12 protein-coding genes are annotated in these 17,377 nt (G+C 64.8%); 5 read left to right on the top strand and 7 right to left on the bottom strand.

All coding sequences use genetic code 11. The annotated features are described in order from the left end of the window. Nucleotides 1-10: 10 nt before the first annotated feature. The 5 genes from FQ668_RS19335 to FQ668_RS28605 all read right to left on the bottom strand — a co-directional run bounded on the left by FQ668_RS19335 (nucleotide 11) and on the right by FQ668_RS28605 (nucleotide 8,976). Nucleotides 11-2,782, bottom strand: a complete 2,772-nt coding sequence (locus FQ668_RS19335; protein WP_014590347.1) for a malto-oligosyltrehalose synthase — start codon at nucleotides 2,780-2,782, stop codon at nucleotides 11-13. Continuing rightward, on the bottom strand, nucleotides 2,779-4,848 hold the full coding sequence (gene malQ / locus FQ668_RS19330) for a 4-alpha-glucanotransferase (RefSeq protein ID WP_019437011.1): 2,070 nt from the start codon (nucleotides 4,846-4,848) through the stop codon (nucleotides 2,779-2,781). The genes FQ668_RS19335 and malQ overlap by 4 nt, the downstream gene beginning before the upstream one ends. Then, a complete protein-coding gene (treZ, locus tag FQ668_RS19325) occupies nucleotides 4,845-6,587 on the bottom strand; it encodes a malto-oligosyltrehalose trehalohydrolase (protein ID WP_019437012.1) in 1,743 nt (580 codons plus the stop codon). Before treZ ends, malQ begins: the two co-directional genes overlap by 4 nt. Before the next feature lie 14 nt (nucleotides 6,588-6,601). Continuing rightward, nucleotides 6,602-8,161, bottom strand: coding sequence for a glycogen synthase GlgA (gene glgA / locus FQ668_RS19320; protein ID WP_014590350.1), 1,560 nt, complete (start codon nucleotides 8,159-8,161; stop codon nucleotides 6,602-6,604). Nucleotides 8,162-8,808: 647 nt separating this feature from the next. After that, nucleotides 8,809-8,976, bottom strand: a complete 168-nt coding sequence (locus FQ668_RS28605; RefSeq protein WP_003251280.1) for a DUF6026 family protein — start codon at nucleotides 8,974-8,976, stop codon at nucleotides 8,809-8,811. Between the two features lie 178 nt (nucleotides 8,977-9,154). Between FQ668_RS28605 and gnd the strand changes: the two genes are divergently transcribed. The 5 genes from gnd to FQ668_RS19295 all read left to right on the top strand — a co-directional run bounded on the left by gnd (nucleotide 9,155) and on the right by FQ668_RS19295 (nucleotide 14,569). Next, a complete protein-coding gene (gnd, locus tag FQ668_RS19315) occupies nucleotides 9,155-10,162 on the top strand; it encodes a phosphogluconate dehydrogenase (NAD(+)-dependent, decarboxylating) (protein WP_290446946.1) in 1,008 nt (335 codons plus the stop codon). Then, complete coding sequence (gene zwf / locus FQ668_RS19310; RefSeq protein WP_014590352.1) at nucleotides 10,159-11,664, top strand: glucose-6-phosphate dehydrogenase; 1,506 nt, start codon at nucleotides 10,159-10,161, stop codon at nucleotides 11,662-11,664. Before gnd ends, zwf begins: the two co-directional genes overlap by 4 nt. 65 nt (nucleotides 11,665-11,729) lie before the next feature. Next, nucleotides 11,730-13,526 (top strand): glycoside hydrolase family 15 protein, encoded by a 1,797-nt coding sequence (locus tag FQ668_RS19305; RefSeq protein ID WP_019437013.1) that lies wholly within the window; start codon nucleotides 11,730-11,732, stop codon nucleotides 13,524-13,526. Between the two features lie 66 nt (nucleotides 13,527-13,592). Then, nucleotides 13,593-13,949 (top strand): VOC family protein, encoded by a 357-nt coding sequence (locus tag FQ668_RS19300; protein ID WP_014590354.1) that lies wholly within the window; start codon nucleotides 13,593-13,595, stop codon nucleotides 13,947-13,949. Beyond that, complete coding sequence (locus FQ668_RS19295) at nucleotides 13,949-14,569, top strand: TetR/AcrR family transcriptional regulator (RefSeq protein ID WP_026031824.1); 621 nt, start codon at nucleotides 13,949-13,951, stop codon at nucleotides 14,567-14,569. The genes FQ668_RS19300 and FQ668_RS19295 overlap by 1 nt, the downstream gene beginning before the upstream one ends. Before the next feature lie 133 nt (nucleotides 14,570-14,702). Here FQ668_RS19295 and preA read toward each other — a convergent pair whose 3' ends face one another. Both preA and FQ668_RS19285 read right to left on the bottom strand, forming a co-directional pair. Further along, nucleotides 14,703-15,977 (bottom strand): NAD-dependent dihydropyrimidine dehydrogenase subunit PreA, encoded by a 1,275-nt coding sequence (gene preA, locus FQ668_RS19290; RefSeq protein ID WP_019437251.1) that lies wholly within the window; start codon nucleotides 15,975-15,977, stop codon nucleotides 14,703-14,705. After that, nucleotides 15,978-17,345: an NAD(P)-dependent oxidoreductase gene (locus tag FQ668_RS19285; protein WP_010954834.1), complete on the bottom strand. Its 1,368-nt coding sequence runs from the start codon at nucleotides 17,343-17,345 to the stop codon at nucleotides 15,978-15,980. Between the last annotated feature and the right edge of the window lie 32 nt (nucleotides 17,346-17,377).

The raw sequence follows: 17,377 nt of genomic DNA, 5'->3' as shown, positions 1-17,377 counted from the left end.
CTCCTGATGCTCAAGATTTTTGTATCAACACATTGACCGGAAACTCCGCCAGCACGGCGCTCAACGGCAACTCCTTTGAAGAGCTGACCGCCGCACAAGCGAAAAGTCCCGTCGAGTTGGCAGGTGACAAGGCAAACGGCAATACCAGCCGGGTGTCGTCCCAGTTCTGCGCCGGGATCAACGGTGTAGCGGCACCTCCGAGCAGGCTGCTGGCCAGGCGGGGGGCGACGACGATGGCGTGCTCGCCTTCCCCCAGGCGAGCAAAGGCAATGACCTTGTCAGCGTGCCGGCCCTGTACGGTCAGTGGCAGGTAGGCACCGCGGCGGAACAGCTCGGCATGGGCCTGGCGGCAGTCCAGCACGCGGGCGATCAAGGCCTGCTTGACACGGCCGTCACGCCATTGCGCCAGCAGCTCGGCTGCCGGCGTGTCGTCCAGCGTGCGACGCCTCGAAGCGTAGTCCACGGCGCGGCGGTTGTCCGGGTCGACCAGGCTGAAGTCCCAGTATTCGTTACCTTGGTACAGGTCGGGCACACCGGGTGTGGTCATGCGCAACAGGGCCTGGACCAAGCCATTGAGTGCGCCGGGGCAGGCCAGCAGCTGCGCCGCGTCGGCCAGTGACTTGCGCAGTTGCTGGTTCTCGCTGTCCAGCAGCAGGCCGTCGAGGTAATGAGCACAGGCGCCTTCGTAGGCCTCGTTCGGTGCACTCCAGCTACTGCGCAGCTTGCCCTCGCGCAGGGCCTTCTGCTGCCACTGGCGAACACGCTCGGCGTATTGGCGCAGGGCATTGTCGTCGTTCAGGTCGAGGTCCAACGGCCAACTGCCGAGCAGGGTTTGTAGCAGCATCAACTCGTCGCCGGGGCTGGGTGCCAGCCCGTCGTCCAACTGCGCGCGCAGGGGGGCGGCCAGCTCACGCCAGTGCTCCACCCGGCTGGCCAGCCACGTGCCGCGCTCGCTGAGTACAGCCAGGCGTGCCCGCGTGTCTTCGCCGCGCTTGTGGTCGTGGGTGGCGGTGGTCAGCAGGTTGTCGGGGAAATCGCGCAGGCGCCGCTGGGCCTCGTTGTGGAAATGCATGGTCGGGGCGCTGAAGCGCTCGGCCTCGAAACCCACGTCGTTACGCGACAGCAGCCGCGCGCTGCGGTAGAAGGCGGTGTCTTCCACGGCTTTGGCGGCGCTGGGCGCTGTCAGTTGCTGGAAGCGCACGCAGGCGTGGCGCAGTTGCTTGCGGGCGCGCCCCGGTGGTAGATGCCGCCAGGCTTGCCCGCCCAGCCACCGTTCAAGTTGGTCCAGTAGCGGCCAGTCAGCTTCGGCAAGGTCTTGCCGTGCGTTGGTCAGGGCCTGCTGGAAGAACGTTTCGTCCTGCGCCGGGCGCCCGCAGGCATTGAAGTAGGTTCGGTAAACCGGGTAATGCGCCACCAACGCCTGCAAGGCCCGGCGAATCGCGCCCAGGGTCAGGTCACGGGTCATCAGGTCGTTGCGCGCGACCTGCAACAGTGCCTGGGCCACCGATTCGCAGTCACCGGCCAGGCTGGCGTTGAGCACCAGGTGACGGGCCTGGCGCACTTCTTCGGTGAACGCCGGGCGCTCGCTGACGTTGCTCCACAGTTCGCTCAGCGGCGCTTCGCCGGCCGGATCATGCTGCAGCAGCGACACCTGGTTCATGAACTCGTAGCCAGTGGTGCCGTCGGTAAGCCAGTCGCGGTGCAGGTGCTCGTCGGCACCCAGGATCTTTTCCACGTACAGAGGGAAGTGCTCCAGCCCTGCATCCAGCGGCCGCCGCGCCAGCAGGCTATCAACCCGCCGGCGCAGTTTGCGGCAGTAGCCACGCGGGTCGGCAAGGCCGTCTATATGGTCGATGCGCAGGCCGTCCACCAGGCCGCGTTCGATGAGTTCGAACAGCTTGGCATGGGTGGCTTCGAACACCACGGCGCGCTCCACGCGCAGGCCGCCCAATTCGTTGATGTCGAAGAAGCGCCGCCAGTTGATGTCGTCGGCGGCGGTGCGCCAGCTGGCCAGGCGGTAAGTCTGGCGCTCCAGCAGCAGGTGCAGGCGCTTGAAACCGGCCTCGCTGCGGCTGTCGAAGGCCACCAGGGCCGATTCGAGGTCGGCACCTTCGCGCACCAGACGTGCCAGTTCGGCTTGTAGCGGTAGGCTATCGGCCAGCGGGGTGGCCGAGTCGCCCAAAGCAGTGAAACGTTCGGCCAGAGCCTTAAGCGCAGGCTCTGGGCTGAGCGCGAGAATCCAGCCGTAATCGACCGGGCAGATCGGGAAACGATGCGCGTAGTGGGCCACTTGCAGCAGCCCCTGCTGTTTGTCGAACTGCAGCGGTATTTCACCATTCTTGAGCGCCACGCCGTAGTCGCTGCCAAGGAACGGCAACAGCAGTTGCCCGGCCAGCAGCGGGTCGCTGGAGTGCCACTGGATGTCGAAGAACTCGGCATACGGGCTGCGCCGTCCCCAGGCCAGCAGGCTTTGCCACCAGGGGTTGTCGGCACCGCCCACGGCCATGTGGTTGGACACCGTGTCGAGGATCAGCCCCATGCCATGCTGGCGCAGGGCGGCGACCAGGCGCTCCAGCGCGGCCTCGCCGCCCAGCTCCGGGTTGACGCAGGTAGGATCGACCACGTCGTAGCCATGGCGCGAGCCAGCGCGGGCCTTGAGGATGGGCGAGGCATACAGGTGGCTGATGCCCAGCTGGGCGAAATATGGCACCAGCGGTACGGCGTGATCGAGGGTGAAGTCGCTGTGAAATTGCAGGCGCAGGGTCGCGGTCAGTGGCTTCATCGGTCGCGCTCCCACGCCTGTTCACGGGCCTGGGCCAGCAGCTCCAGGCGCCGTGCGGCATCCTCGTCGTCGAGCAGTTCGCGTACGGGGCGGGCAAAGCGCCGCCGCCAGTTGGGATGGCCATTGGTGGTGCCCGGCAGGTTGGGTTGCTCGTCGCAGCCCAGCAGGTCTTCCAGTGGAACCAGCACCAGCGGCGCACGGGTATGGCCAACGAAGCGGATGGCCGCATCGATCAGCGCGTCGTTGTCCTTCAGTTCGCCGTAGTTGGCCTCCAGGATGCGGCGCAGGCCATCGCGTTCTTTCTGACGCTCGTGTCGCCAGTGCAATTCGGCAGCAGCATCAATCAGTTGCAAACGGTGTCTCCAGTCGATGTCGCGGTTTGCCAGCCAGCCTGCCAGTGGCGCCAGGTCGTGGGTGCCGGTTGTGGCCAGGGCATTGTCTGGCCAGTCGAGAATGGGCTTGAACTGGCCCGGCTGGGTCTGCTCGAAGGGCAGCACGCGCATGCCCAGCACCGCTTTCTCGGCCAGCTTTTCGCGCAAGCTGTCGGGCACGGTGCCCAGGTCTTCGCCGAGGATGATCGCCTGGTGACGCACCGACTCCAGCGCCAGCAGGCGCAACAGGTCGTCTAGCGGGTAGTCGAGGTAGGCGCCCTCGCTGGGTTTGGCCCCCTGCGGGATCAGCCATAGCCGGCGCAGGCCCATCACATGGTCGATGCGCAGGCCGCCAGCGTGGGCGAGGTTGGCCCGAAGCATCTCGATGAAGGCGCGATAGCCATTGCGCTTGAGGCCCTCGGGCGAGAAGGCGCAAATGCCCCAATCCTGCCCGACGTGGTTGAGGATGTCGGGCGGCGCACCCACGCTCAGGCCGGCCAGCAGTTCGTCCTGGCGGCTCCAGGCCTGGCTGCCGGCACCGTCGGCACCCACCGCCAGGTCGGCGATCAGGCCCACGGCCATGCCGTTGCTGCGGGCCGCTTCGTGGGCACGTTGCAGGCCACGTTCGGTCAGCCACTGGCAGAACGCGTGGAACTCGACCTTGGCCGGGTAGGCATTGGCTAAAGCCTCCACTTCCGGGTGGTAGGGGTCATGCCAGGCTTTGGGCCAGTTGCGCCAGTCGGCACCGAGGCCGTGCTCCACCGCCTGGGCCTGCAGCACCTCGAAGCGGCAGTGGTGCTCCAGGGTCTGGCCGCCGGCTTCGCGGAAGCTGTCAAAATCAGTGCGTAGCGGGTGGTCGCCTTGGCTGAAGCCTTGGTAAAGCGCTTCAAGCAAACGCAGCCGGGCGCTGGCGGCGCGCGGCCAGTCGACCAGAGGGCGTTGCTCCAGCTCTTCGAGTTGTTGCTCCAGCCCGCAGGCTTCGATGGCCATGCGCACCTCCCGTTCACCCAGCAGGGCCGCGGGGCTGGTGTACAGGGTGTTGAGCAGCAGGCGACTGGAAGGTGAGTAGGGGCTGTAGTGTTCCTGGTCGATGGCCGACAGGGCGTGAATCGGGCTGATAGCCAAGGCATCGGCGCCGCGCTCGGCGGCCGAGCGGGCCAACTGCTCCAGCGCCAGGCAGTCGCCGAAGCCACCATCGCCGGGGCGGCGCAGGCTGTACAGCTGCACTGCCAGGCCCCAGCAGCGTGGTGGCGGCTGTTGCACCTTGTCTTCCAGGCTGTGGCAGCGTGTTGGCGCCACCGCCACGGTGAAGCGGCGGCTGTCGATTTCCACCTGGTGATAGCCGATGGGCAGCTCGCCGGGCAGGCGCGCCTGGTCATCGAGGCTGAGGGTGACCGAGGTGTGATCTTCCAGGGTGCAGTGGGCCACGCTGGCGGCACTGAAGTAGCGCGACAGCGCCAGCGGCTGGCCTAGGTCGGCGGTCAGCAAGGGCGGCAGGTGTTCGCTGTCTTCGGCGGTTTCCACCGCACGCAGGCTGGCGGCAACGGCCGCGTCATCGCCGGCCGGGTGGCCAAGGCCTTCGAGGATGCTGCGCAGCACGTCGTCGCTGACACGCTGGGGCCTGGCATTGGCGTCAATCCAGTCGCGGCTCAGCCCGACGCTGGTTGCCAGACGGTGCAAGGCGGTTTCGCTCATGGGCGCTCCAGGGCAGGGGGAAGCAGGCTGACCACGCAGCTGTAGGCAGCCAGGTGGGTATCCGGGTGGCGGGTGTCGCTGCTGTCGAACAGCCGTGTGGATGGCGCGGGCAGTTCGACCGCCTGCGGGGTGTCGGCCAGGTTCAGGTCGATGCGCAGTGTGTTGCCATTGCCCAGCCGCCAGCGCGCGGTCAGCGCTTTGTCTGCGTGCACCTCGGCGCCCAGCGCACGGCTGCCGGGCAAGTGCGGGATGACGTGGCGGCGGCGCAGGTCGAGCAGTTGCTGGTAAAGGCCGTGCCAGCCGGCGATCACCGCCTTGTTCTGCGGGCGTGAAGAGGCGAAGGTCTGTTCGGCGTTGGGGTCGGGAATGTGCTCACGCTGCTTGGGGTCGGCGAACGCGGCGAAGTGGGCGAACTCGCCACGACGGCCTTCGCGGACGGCGTCGGCCAACGCGTCATGGAAGTCGGTAAAAAACAGGAACGGCTGGCAGCTGCCGGCTTCGTCGCCCATGAACAGCAGCGGAATCATGGGTGTCAGCAGCAACAGGCCGGTGGCTGCACGCAAGGCTGGCACGGGGCACAGCCGGGTCAGGCGCTCACCCAGCGCGCGGTTGCCGATCTGGTCGTGGTTCTGCAGGAACAACACGAAGGCGCTGGGCGGCAAATGCCCGCTGGGTTCGCCGCGTGGTTTGCCATGCCGGTTGGCCTGGCCCTGGAACACGAAACCTTCGCCAAGGCACCGTGCCAGTTGGTCGATGGGGCGATGCTGGTAGTCGGCATAGTAACCTTCGGTTTCACCGGTCAGCAGCACGTGCAGGGCATTGTGGCCGTCATCGTTCCACTGGGCGTCGTAACCCTGTTCCAGCAGGCCCGCCTGGTTGTGCTCGTTCTCCAGCACCAGCCACACGTGCCGGCCCGGTTCTACGGCGGCGCGCACCCGTTGGGCCAGCTCGATCAGGAAGTCGGGCTGGTCGATGGCATGCACGGCATCCAGGCGCAGGCCGTCGCAGCAGTAGTCGCACAGCCACATCAGGGCGTTCTGGATAAAGTACTCGCGCACCTGCGGGCGGCGAAAGTCGATGGCCGCGCCCCAGGGTGTCTGCCGGTCTTCACGGAAGAAAGGGCTGGCGTAATGGTGCAGGTAATTGCCGTCGGGTCCGAAGTGGTTGTACACCACATCGACCAGCACCATCAGCCCGTGGCCGTGGGCCTGGTCGACCAGTGCGCACAGCTGCTCGGGGCGGCCGTAGGTATTCTGTGGGGCGTATGGCAGTACGCCGTCGTAGCCCCAGTTGCGTTCTCCGGGAAACTGCCCCAGCGGCATCAACTCGATCGCGCTGATGCCCAGTTCGGCCAGACGCGGCAGTTCCCGGGCAACCCCGGCGTAACCCCCGAGCAGGCCGACATGCACCTCCTGGATCACGGCCTCATGCCAAGGTCGGCCTTGCCACGGGTGTTGCCAGGCGTAACCGGCCACATCCACTACCTGGCTTGGCCCGTGTACGCCGTCGGGCTGATAGCGCGAGGCAGGGTCGGCCACCTGCAGCTCACCGTCGATACGGTAGTGGTAACGGTCACCGGCCTGGCATGGCGCCACGCCGCTGTACCAACCCTCATCATCCGGCAGCAGTTCGATGGCCGGCTGCCGCTCCAGTTCTACGCTCACGCTGCGCGCATCCGGCGCCCAGAGGGCGAAGCGCGCCGACGTGGCGTCCAGCAAGTGTGCGCCATGTCTGTGCATCTTCCGACCCCCGCTCAGTAGTGGCTCAGTTGTGTCTGCTTGACCAGGTCCTCGTACAGGCGGGCATAGGGTTCAACCGCCTGGCACCAGTTGAACGGTTGGGTCATCGACAGGCAGCGCATGGCGTTCAGCAGGTCCTTCTTGCCGTAAACGTAGAAGGCGCGGCTGAGTGCCTCGCGGTAGCTCTCGACGGTGGACTCGTTGAACAGGAAGCCCGTCACCCCGCACTCGATGGTGTCGGCCAGGCCACCGGTATTGCGTGCCACCGGCAGCGAGCCGAAGCGTTGTGCGTACATCTGGCTGAGGCCACACGGCTCGTAGCGCGACGGCATCAGCAGGAAATCGCTGCCGGCGAACATGCGCCGGGCATCGGTTTCATTGAAGCCGATACGCACACCGATGCGGCCCGGGTGACGCAGTGCCAGCTCGCGCATGGCCTGTTCCTCTTCCGGCTCGCCGCGGCCGATGATCGCGATCTGCCCGCCTTGCTCGACGATGTAGTCGGCCACCCCCAGGGTCAGGTCCAGGCCCTTTTGATAGACCAGCCGCGACACTACGGCGAATAGTGGGCCTTCGGAATCTTCCAGGCCGAACAGCTCGCGCACCTCCTGGGTGTTACGCGCTTTGCCCTCCCAGTCATTGATGCTGAAGTTGTGTTGCAGGTGCTTGTCGGTAGCCGAGTCCCAGCTTTCGTCGATGCCGTTGGGAATGCCACCGAGCAGGCCTTGCTGGGCCTTGCTGGCGAGGAAACCGTCCAGACCGCAGCCGAATTCCGGGGTGGTGATTTCCCGGGCATAGGTGGCGCTGACTGTGGTGATGTGGCTGGAGTAGGCCAGGCCGGCCTTGAGGAACGACAGCTTGCCGTAGAACTCCATGCCTTCTTGCTGCATGGCATGTTCGGGTATCGCCAGCTCCGGGCTGCAGCCGCGGCTGTACACACCTTGGTACGCCAGGTTGTGGATGGTGAATAGCGTGGGCGTATTCAGGCCGCGCCAGTGCATGTAGGCCGGGGCCAGGCCGGCGGGCCAGTCATGCGCGTGCACGACTTCCGGCGTCCAGTGGATCTTGCCTTCGCCGGCAGCGATTTCTGCGGCAGCCAGGCCCAGGCGGGCGAAGCGGATGTGGTTGTCGGGCCAGTCGCGGCCATTGTTGGCACCATAGGGTGTGCCGTCGCGCTGGTACAGTTCGGGGCAGATCAACACATAGATGACCAGGCCGTCGGCCATGTCCATGCGCCCGATCTTGCATGGCGGCAGGGCCGCATGACCGCCCAGTTCACCCACGATATGTATAGGGTTATCGCTTTCCATCACCTGGCGGTAGCCGGGGATGAGGACCCGCACATCGTGCAGGTGCGCCAGGGCACGGGGCAGGGCCGCGGACACGTCACCCAGGCCACCGGTTTTCACCAGGTCGGCGATTTCCGAGGTCACGAACAGAATCTTGCGCATGTTCGGGTTGTGCTGGCGCTGGGCGCCGGGTGCCTTGCCTGTCGTGGCGAAGTCCGGGGTGAGCGGCTCGCGGTTATCCGGTTTGAAAGCGTCTACGTGAGGCTCGACAGCGGCACTGATCATACTTCTCTCCGTCCCTATGCTTGGTCGGGTGCTGGCACCCGTGGCGATGTTTCGTGCTGGTTCTCTCTAGTTTGAATCTGCTTAGTGCGTTCCATGCCCCAGGGTCGTGCGCGCAGGCACTACGCGATCAGCATTCCGGCCGAAGGCGCTTGGACTGGTTGTGGTGTGTGGGCCGAGGATCGGGAATAGCCCAATGCGTCTGGCCTACTTATGTTCATGACCTGCCGGGTTTCCTGAAAGTTCGACTTTTTTGGGGTCACTCTTCCGTTGAGCAAATGGCGGGCCGAAAACCGAGTGTAGGAGAGAAAGTGCTAAAAAGGTGACCCACTGGTCACTATTGTTATGTGCGCAATAGACGCAAACGTTGGCGTTTGTGAGGGGTTGTGAAAAGGGGTGGGCGAGTGTGGGGCAGAGGGGTTTCGAGCTGCGCCAAATTGTGGCTCGTTACGCGCCATGCACCTTTTGGGTGCGTAAGCGTAAGCATGGCTTTAGGCTGCGAAGAGGCGGGTATGGGCGCAGGATTCTGCTTCAGTGCAGGCCCTTTTGGGCACAAAGCCGCTTCGGTTGCCCGATAGGGTTCAAAGACGGCGACTGGATTCAGGATCGGGTGGGAGCCATGCAGCTCCCACAGGCGGCAAGGGAATCGATCAGAGGCTGACAGCTTTATCGCCAGCGCGCTGTTGCGCCAGCAGCAAGTTCAACTGGGCGACCTGCTGACGCAGCTGGTCACGTTCGTCCTTCAGTTTACGCAGCTCATCACGGCGCACGGAGACATAGAGGGTCTGGGGTGGGGTTGCTGGCATCAATGTACCCATGAGCACACCTCGCGGTTTTGGCTGGTGACAAGTCAAAGCGTAGACGCTTCACGCGGGGCGCATTCTGAATTCTTTCACCGGGCTTGGGAACTTTTTTGTTTATTGTGGTCTTGCCGTTCGTCGCTGAACCCTCGGGCGGCATGCTGGACTAATCTGAAAAGCTGGACTGTCGTCATCCATTTCGAAAAGGGAGCATTGGCTCATGCAACTGGGAATCATCGGGCTGGGCCGTATGGGCGGGAATATCGCAAGGCGCCTGATGCGCGCCGGTCACCGCACCGTGGTGCACGACCGCAACCGTGAAGCCATCACCGGCCTGGAAGGCGAAGGCGCCCAGGGCGCGCATGACCTCGGTGCACTGGTACAAAAGCTGAAAGCGCCGCGCGCGGTATGGGTGATGCTGCCGGCTGGGGACGCCACCGAGCAGACCATCGCCCAGCTGGCCGAAATGCTGGAGCCGGGCGATGCGATCATCGACGGCGGCAACACCTTCTACAAGGACGACATGCGCCGCGCCGCCGAACTGGCCAAGCGCGGCCTGCATTACCTGGACGTCGGGACTTCCGGCGGCGTGTGGGGCCTGGACCGCGGCTACTGCATGATGATCGGCGGCGAAAAGGACGTGTTCGAGCGCCTGGAACCGCTGTTCAAGGCGCTGGCGCCGGGCGTGGGCGACATCCCGCGTACCCATGGCCGCAACGGCGAGCATCAGCGTGCCGAGCACGGCTACATCCATGCCGGCCCACCGGGCGCCGGGCACTACGTGAAAATGGTGCATAACGGCATCGAGTACGGCCTGATGCAGGCCTATGCCGAAGGCTTCGACCTGCTGCGCAGCAAAGGCGGCAACGAGCTGCCCGAAGACCAGCGCTTCGACCTGAACGTGGCCGAAATTGCCGAAGTGTGGCGACGCGGCAGCGTGGTGACCTCGTGGCTGCTCGACCTCACCGCCGATGCGCTGGTGGCCGACCCTCAGCTGTCGCAATTCAGTGGCTCGGTGTCCGACAGTGGCGAAGGCCGCTGGACCATCGACGCCGCCGTCGAGCAGGCGGTGCCGGTGCCGGTGTTGTCCAGCGCACTGTTCGCGCGCTTCCGTTCGCGCCAGCAACAGGGCACCTACGGTGACAAGATCCTCTCGGCAATGCGCCTGGGCTTCGGTGGCCACGTCGAGAAGAAAGGCGAATGACTAAACAGACCCTTGCGGCCGCCCCCCCTTGTACCCTGTTCCTGTTCGGCGCCAATGGCGACCTGGTCAAGCGCCTGCTGATGCCCGCGCTTTACAACCTCAGCCGCGACGGTTTGCTGGACCGTAACCTGCGCATCGTCGGCGTTGACCATAACCCGGCCAGCGCCGAAGAATTCGTCGCGCGCCTGCACGCGTTCATGGTCGAGCGTGACAAAGGAAGCGAGGGCAGCGCCAAGTGCCTGGACGAGAAGCTATGGGCCCGCCTGGCCAAGCGCCTGGATTACCAGACGGGCGACTTTCTCGATCCGGCCACCTACCAGGCCCTGGCCAGGCGCATCGACAAGACCAGCCACGGCAATGCCATCTTCTATCTGGCCACGTCACCACGCTTCTTCCCCGAGGTGGCGCAGCGCCTGGGGCAGGCCGGCCTGTTGGACGAGTCTGCCGGCGGCTTTCGCCGGGTGGTGGTTGAAAAACCGTTCGGCACCGATCTGGCCAGCGCCGAGGCGCTCAACGCCTGCCTGCTGAAGGTGATGGGCGAGCGGCAGATCTACCGCATTGACCATTACCTGGGCAAAGAGACGGTGCAGAATATTCTGGTCAGCCGCTTTTCCAACGGCTTGTTCGAATCGTTCTGGAACAACCACTATATCGACCACGTGCAGATCACCGCAGCGGAAACTGTCGGTGTCGAGACCCGTGGTGCCTTCTATGACAGCACCGGCGCCCTGCGCGACATGGTGCCCAACCACCTGTTCCAGTTGCTGGCGATGGTGGCCATGGAGCCGCCGGCCGCGTTCGGCGCCGATGCGGTGCGCGGTGAAAAGGCCAAGGTGGTCGGCGCTATCCGCCCATGGTCGGCAAAAATGGCCCTGAAGAATTCCGTACGAGGCCAGTACAGCGCCGGCAAGCAGGGGCGCAAGCCGTTGCCAGGCTACCGTCAGGAGGCCAACGTCGCGCCGGACAGCCAGACCGAGACCTACGTGGCGCTGAAAGTGATGATCGACAACTGGCGCTGGGCCGGCGTGCCGTTCTACCTGCGCACTGGCAAGCGCATGAGCGTGCGTGACACCGAGATTGCCATCTGCTTCAAGCCCGCACCGTATGCGCAGTTTCGCGAGTCGGAGCTGGAACGGCCCAAACCCAACTACCTGAAAATCCAGATCCAGCCCAATGAGGGCATGTGGTTCGACCTGCAAGCCAAACGGCCCGGGCCAGAGCTGGTGATGGAGAATGTCGAGTTGGGTTTTGCCTACAAGGACTTCTTCAAGATGACCCCGGCCACTGGCTACGAGACGCTGATCTATGACTGCCTGACCGGTGACCAGACCCTGTTCCAGCGGGCTGACAACATCGAAAACGGCTGGCGAGCGGTGCAACCGTTTCTTGATGCCTGGGCCCAGGGTGGCGAAGTGCATGAGTACTCGGCTGGCGAAGACGGGCCTGAGGCCGGCAATGAATTGCTGACCCGCGACAAGCGGGAGTGGCACCGGTTGGGGTGAGAGGTTTGCAAGCCTGTGCCGGCCCTTTCGCGGGCAAGCACAGGCAACCACACAAAGGAGACTCGATGCCTGCCCAAATCGAAGACTACGCCCTGCTGGGCAACTGCCGCAGTGCGGCGCTGGTCAGCCGCGATGGTGCGCTGGACTGGCTGTGCCTGCCACGCTTCGACGCCCCCGCCGTGTTCGCGGCCCTGCTGGGCAACGAAGAAAATGGCCGCTGGCGCCTGGCCCCTTGCGACCCGGTAACGCACAGTAGCCGCCAATACCTGGGCGACACCCTGGTGCTGGAAACCACCTGGGTCACTGCCAGCGGTCGTGCCAGGGTGCTCGACTTCATGCCCCTGGGCGAAGTCAATTCGGTGGTGCGCATCGTCGAAGGCTTGTCTGGCGAAACCCATTTCGAAATGGACCTGGTCATGCGCTTCGACTACGGCCGCAGCGTGCCCTGGGTGGAACGACTGGACCCACTGACCCTCAGCGCCGTCGCCGGCCCTGACCGATTGATCCTGTGCAGCACCGTGCCCCCGCAAGCCCGCGACCACCATACCGGCTGCCGCTTTCGCGTCAGCACGGGCCAGCGCCAGGTCTTCAGCCTGCGTCACCAGCCCTCGCACTTGCCGGTGCAGCCTGACTGCAACATCGACCAAGCCCTGGCAAACACTTGCGAGCAATGGCAGGCCTTCGCCGACCGCTGCCCGCAGGTAGGACCGTATACCGCCCTGGTGCGCCGCTCGCTGCTCACCCTCAAGGCCATGACCTACGCTCCCACCGGCGGTATTGTCGCTGCCGTCACCACGTCGCTGCCCGAGCGTGTGGGCGGCGAGCGCAACTGGGACTACCGCTTCTGTTGGCTGCGCGACGCGACCATGACCCTGCTGGCCTTCATGAACCTTGGCTATTTCGACGAGGCACAGGCCTGGCGCGAGTGGCTGCTGCGCTCGGTGGCCGGCAACCCCGAGCAGATGCAGATCATGTATGGCCTGGCTGGCGAGCGTGACCTGCAGGAGTACACCTTGCCGTGGTTGGCCGGTTATGAGCATTCGCAGCCGGTGCGGGTGGGCAACGCCGCCTCGGCGCAGACGCAACTGGACATCTATGGCGAACTGGCCGATGCGATGACCCAGGCGATCAAGGGCGGATTGCCCCGTCACCCGCGCAGCGCCGCCATTTCGCGCTTGATATTGCCTTATGTCGAACGTATCTGGCGCGAGCCGGACGAAGGCATCTGGGAAGTGCGTGGCGGCCGGCAGCAGTTCGTGCACTCCAAGGTGATGGCCTGGGTCGCCTTCGACCGCGCCGCAGGGCTGGCCGACACCACGGAAGAAGGCCGTGAGCGCGGGCAGCATTATCGCCAGGTGGCTGACGAAATTCACCACGACGTGTGCGAGCACGGACTGGACCCCAGCGGCCGGTTTTTCGTCCAGGCCTATGGTTCGACCGAAATGGACGCCAGCCTGTTGCAGATCGCCCTGACCGGCTTCCTGCCGGCGAATGACCCACGCTTCATGCGCACCCTGGAACAGATCGAACAGCGTCTGATGAAGAACGGCCTGCTGCTGCGCTATGACAGTGACAGCTGCAGCGACGGCCTGACGCCGGGAGAGGGCACCTTCCTGGTGTGTTCGTTCTGGCTGGCTGACGTTTATGTATTGCTGGGGCGCCAGGCCAAAGCCGAAGCGCTGTACCAACACCTGACCGGCCTGTGCAACGACCTCGGCCTGCTGGCCGAACAGTACGACCCGGCCGGCCAGCGCATGCTCGGCAACTTCCCCCAGGCCTTCAGCCAGATAGGCATCATCAACACCGCGCTGAATCTGCACCGCGCACAGTGCCCGGCACGCGACCGGGCGCGTTGTGGGTAGCGAATGAGTAGGGCGACTGCCTTGACCGGAGTAGACTAGGCCAAACCCTTTCGGCACGGAGCATACATGGGCATTCGCGGTACTGACCGGCAGATCGACAACATCGAGTTCAATGTCAGCGACATCTCACGGAGCAAGGCCTTCTATGGCAGTGTATTCGGCTGGGCTTTCACCGACTACGGGCCGACCTACACCGAGTTCAGCGATGGCCGGTTGACGGGCGGCTTCACCACGGGTGAGCCGGTGCGCCCGGGCGGCCCGCTGGTCATCCTGTACGCCGACGACCTGGAGGCCACGCAGCGCCGGATCGAAGCTGCCGGGGCGAAAATCAGCCGGGCGTCCTTTGCCTTTCCCGGCGGGCGGCGCTTTCATTTCATCGACCCGGACGGTTATGAGCTGGCGGTGTGGACGGCGCAAGCCTGATGGCCAATCACAAGATCGAAATCCGCCGACGCAATATCGAAAAAATTCTGCAAGCGGCGGAAAAGGTGTTTGCCGAGAAGGGCTACGGCGCCACCTCCATGGGGGATATCGCCGAGCAGGCTGAGCTGCCACGCTCCAACCTGCATTATTACTTCAGCACCAAGGACGAGCTGTTCCGCGCGGTACTGCAGGACCTGCTGGATGTGTGGAAGCAGGACGCCCTTTGCTTCGAGAACTTCGACGACCCGCGTGTGGTGCTGACCAGCTACATTCGGGCGAAGATGGGCCATTCGCGCTCGCGGCCGCTGGGCTCGAAAATCTGGGCCGAAGAGATGCTGCACGGGGCGCCGGTGCTGGGGGTTAACCTCGACGAAAGCCTGGTGCCCTGGGCGAAGATGAAAGAGGCCAAGATCCGCTGTTGGGTGGAAGAGGGGCGCATCCTGCCGGTGGAGCCGTCGGCGCTGTTGTACATGATCTGGGCGTCTACCCAGCACTATGCTGACTTTGGTTACCAGGTGCAGTTGCTCAACGGCGGCGAGGTGCTGTCGGACATGGCCTTCGAGAATGCGGTGCAGACGGTGACCAGCGTGATCTTGCGGGGGATCGGGCTGGCGCCGTGAACCGGCGATGGAGGCCGCTGCGCGGCATTCGCGGGCTTGCCCGCTCCCACAGGTTCTGCGCTGTCCTCAGAAACGGCGCAGTCCTGTGGGAGCGGGCAAGCCCGCGAAGGGCTGCATGGCAGCCCCCATTGCTTCAACTGGCCTCGCGGTACGGGTTACGCGGATCCTGCGTCCAGTTCAGGTACGGCTTGCCGGTATCCTGTGCCTCCATTTCGATGCAGTTTTCCACCGGGCAGGTGATCTGGCACAGGTTGCAGCCTACGCATTCCTCTTCGATCACACTGTAGGCATGCGTGCCGTCAGGCTTCAGCGTGCTGGCAATCGCCTGGTGCGAGGTGTCCTCGCACGCAATGTGGCAGCGCCCGCAGCCAATGCACGCCTCCTGGTCAATATGCGCTACCGATTTATAGTTGATGTCCAGGTATTTCCAGTCGGTGGTATGCCCCACCGCCTGCCCGCGGAACGCTTCGATAGTGGCATGCCCATGCTGGTACATCCAGCGTGCCAGGCCGTCCTGCATGTCCTCGACGATACGGAAGCCATGCAGCATCGCCGCTGTGCACACCTGCACGGCGCCACTGCCCAGGGCCATGAACTCGGCGGCGTCACGCCAGTTGCCGATGCCGCCAATGCCACAAATCGGCAAGCCCCGCGTTTCCGGGTCGCGGGCGATTTCCGCCACCATGTTCAAGGCAATCGGCTTCACTGCCGAACCGCAGTAACCGCCATGGGTACTCTGGTCCCCGACAATCGGGTGGGCCACCATGCGGTCCAGGTCGACGCTGGTGATGGAGTTGATGGTATTGATCAACGACACGGCATCGGCCCCGCCTCGGTGCGCGGCGCGGGCCGACTGGCGGATATCGGTGATGTTCGGCGTAAGCTTCACGATCACCGGCAGCGAGCAGTACGTCTTGCACCAGCGGGTGACCATTTCCACATATTCCGGCACCTGGCCGACGGCTGCCCCCATGCCGCGCTCCGGCATACCGTGTGGGCAACCGAAGTTCAGCTCGATGCCATCGGCCCCCGTGGCTTCCACCAGCGGCAGGATGAACTTCCACGATTCCTCTATGCACGGCACCATCAGCGACACGATCAATGCGCGGTCGGGCCAGTCCTTCTTCACCTGGGTGATCTCGCGCAGGTTGATTTCCAGGGAGCGGTCGGTGATCAACTCGATATTGTTGATCCCCTGTACCTGACGGTTGGGGCCATAGTGCGCCGAGTAGCGCGACGACACGTTGACCGCCGCAGGGTCTTCGCCCAGGGTCTTCCAGACCACGCCGCCCCAGCCGGCCTCGAAGGCGCGGACCACGTTGTAGGCCTTGTCGGTTGGCGGTGCGGAGGCCAGCCAGAAGGGGTTGGGTGCCTTGATGCCGGCAAATACGATAGACAAGTCGGCCATTTACGCTGCCTCCACGTTGAGCATGAGTTGGGCATGGATGGCTTCGGCGGCCAGCTTGCCGTGTTGCACGGCCTGCACGGTAAGGTCCTGCCCCAGCGCGGTGCAGTCGCCGCCTGCGTACACGCCCGGCAGGCTGGTCTGCAGGTTTTCGTCCACGCGGATGCGCTCACCCTCGCGGGCCAGTTGCGCAGCCACCGGGTCGCCGAGGCTGGCATCGTCAAAGCGTTGGCCAATGGCCTTGAAAATGGCGTCCGCAGCCAGCTCGAAGGTTTCGCCGGTATCGCGCAGGCGGCCTTCCGCCAGCTCGGTGCGGGCAAAGCGCATGCCGCGGACCTTGCCGGCGTCATCCAGCAGCACGGCATCAGGGCGGGCCCAGGTGTGCAGGCGTACCTGGTTGGCCTTGGCAATGTCCTGCTCGTGGCCGGTCGCGCCCATGTCGGCGTGGCCACGGCGATAAACCAGGTTGACGTCGCGGGCACCCAGACGGCTCATCTGCACGGCCATGTCGATGGCCGTGTTGCCAGCACCGATCACCAGGCAGCGGTCGGCCAACGGTAGCTGGCTCAGGTCATCGGCCTGGCGTAGCTCGCGGATGTATTCGGTGGCGGCGACCACACCGGGGGCTTCCTCGTCGGGCAGCCCTAGCTGGCGCACGGCATTCAGGCCGAGGCCCAGGAACACCGCGTCGTACTGATCGCGCAGTTCGCCCAGGCTAAGGTTGCCACCCAGGCGCTGGCCATGGCGGACTTCGATGCCGCCAATGCCCAACAAGAAATCCACTTCACGCTGGGCATAGTCGTCTACCAGCTTGTAGCGGGCGATGCCGTACTCGTTGAGGCCACCGGCTTTGTCGCAGGCCTCGAACACCACCACGTCATGCCCGTGCATGGCCAGGCGGTGGGCGCAGGACAGCCCTGCCGGGCCGGCGCCCACCACGGCGATACGCTTGCCGGTGGCTGCCGAGCGCTTGAACGGGTGTGCGCTGAACTGGGCGTTGTCCAGGGCGTAACGCTGCAACTGGCCGATCAGCACCGGCGCGCATTCCTGGGCGTTGTTGCGCACGCAGGCTTGCTGGCAGAGGATTTCGGTGGGGCACACGCGGGCGCAACTACCGCCCAGAATGTTGGCCGAAAGAATGCGCTCGGCGGCGCCTTGCAGGTTTTCGTCACTGATGCGGTGTATGAACGAGGGGATGTCAATTTCGCTGGGGCAAGCGTTGACGCAGGGGGCGTCGTAGCAGTACAGGCAGCGTGCACTTTCCAGGGCGGCCTGGCGCGCGGTGAGGGGTGGGGCCAGGTCGCTGAAGCGCTCGGCCAACTGGTCGGCGCCGGCCCGTGGGCGCGGCAAATGGTTCAGGGCGTTGGTCACGGTTGTAGCCTCTCTATTTTTTTTGGTGCAGG

Source organism: Pseudomonas sp. Kh14 (genome assembly GCF_900291005.1).
GTDB lineage: Bacteria > Pseudomonadota > Gammaproteobacteria > Pseudomonadales > Pseudomonadaceae > Aquipseudomonas > Aquipseudomonas alloputida.
Note: the sequence above shows the minus strand (reverse complement) of the source record. Positions and strands in the feature narration are given on the sequence as shown.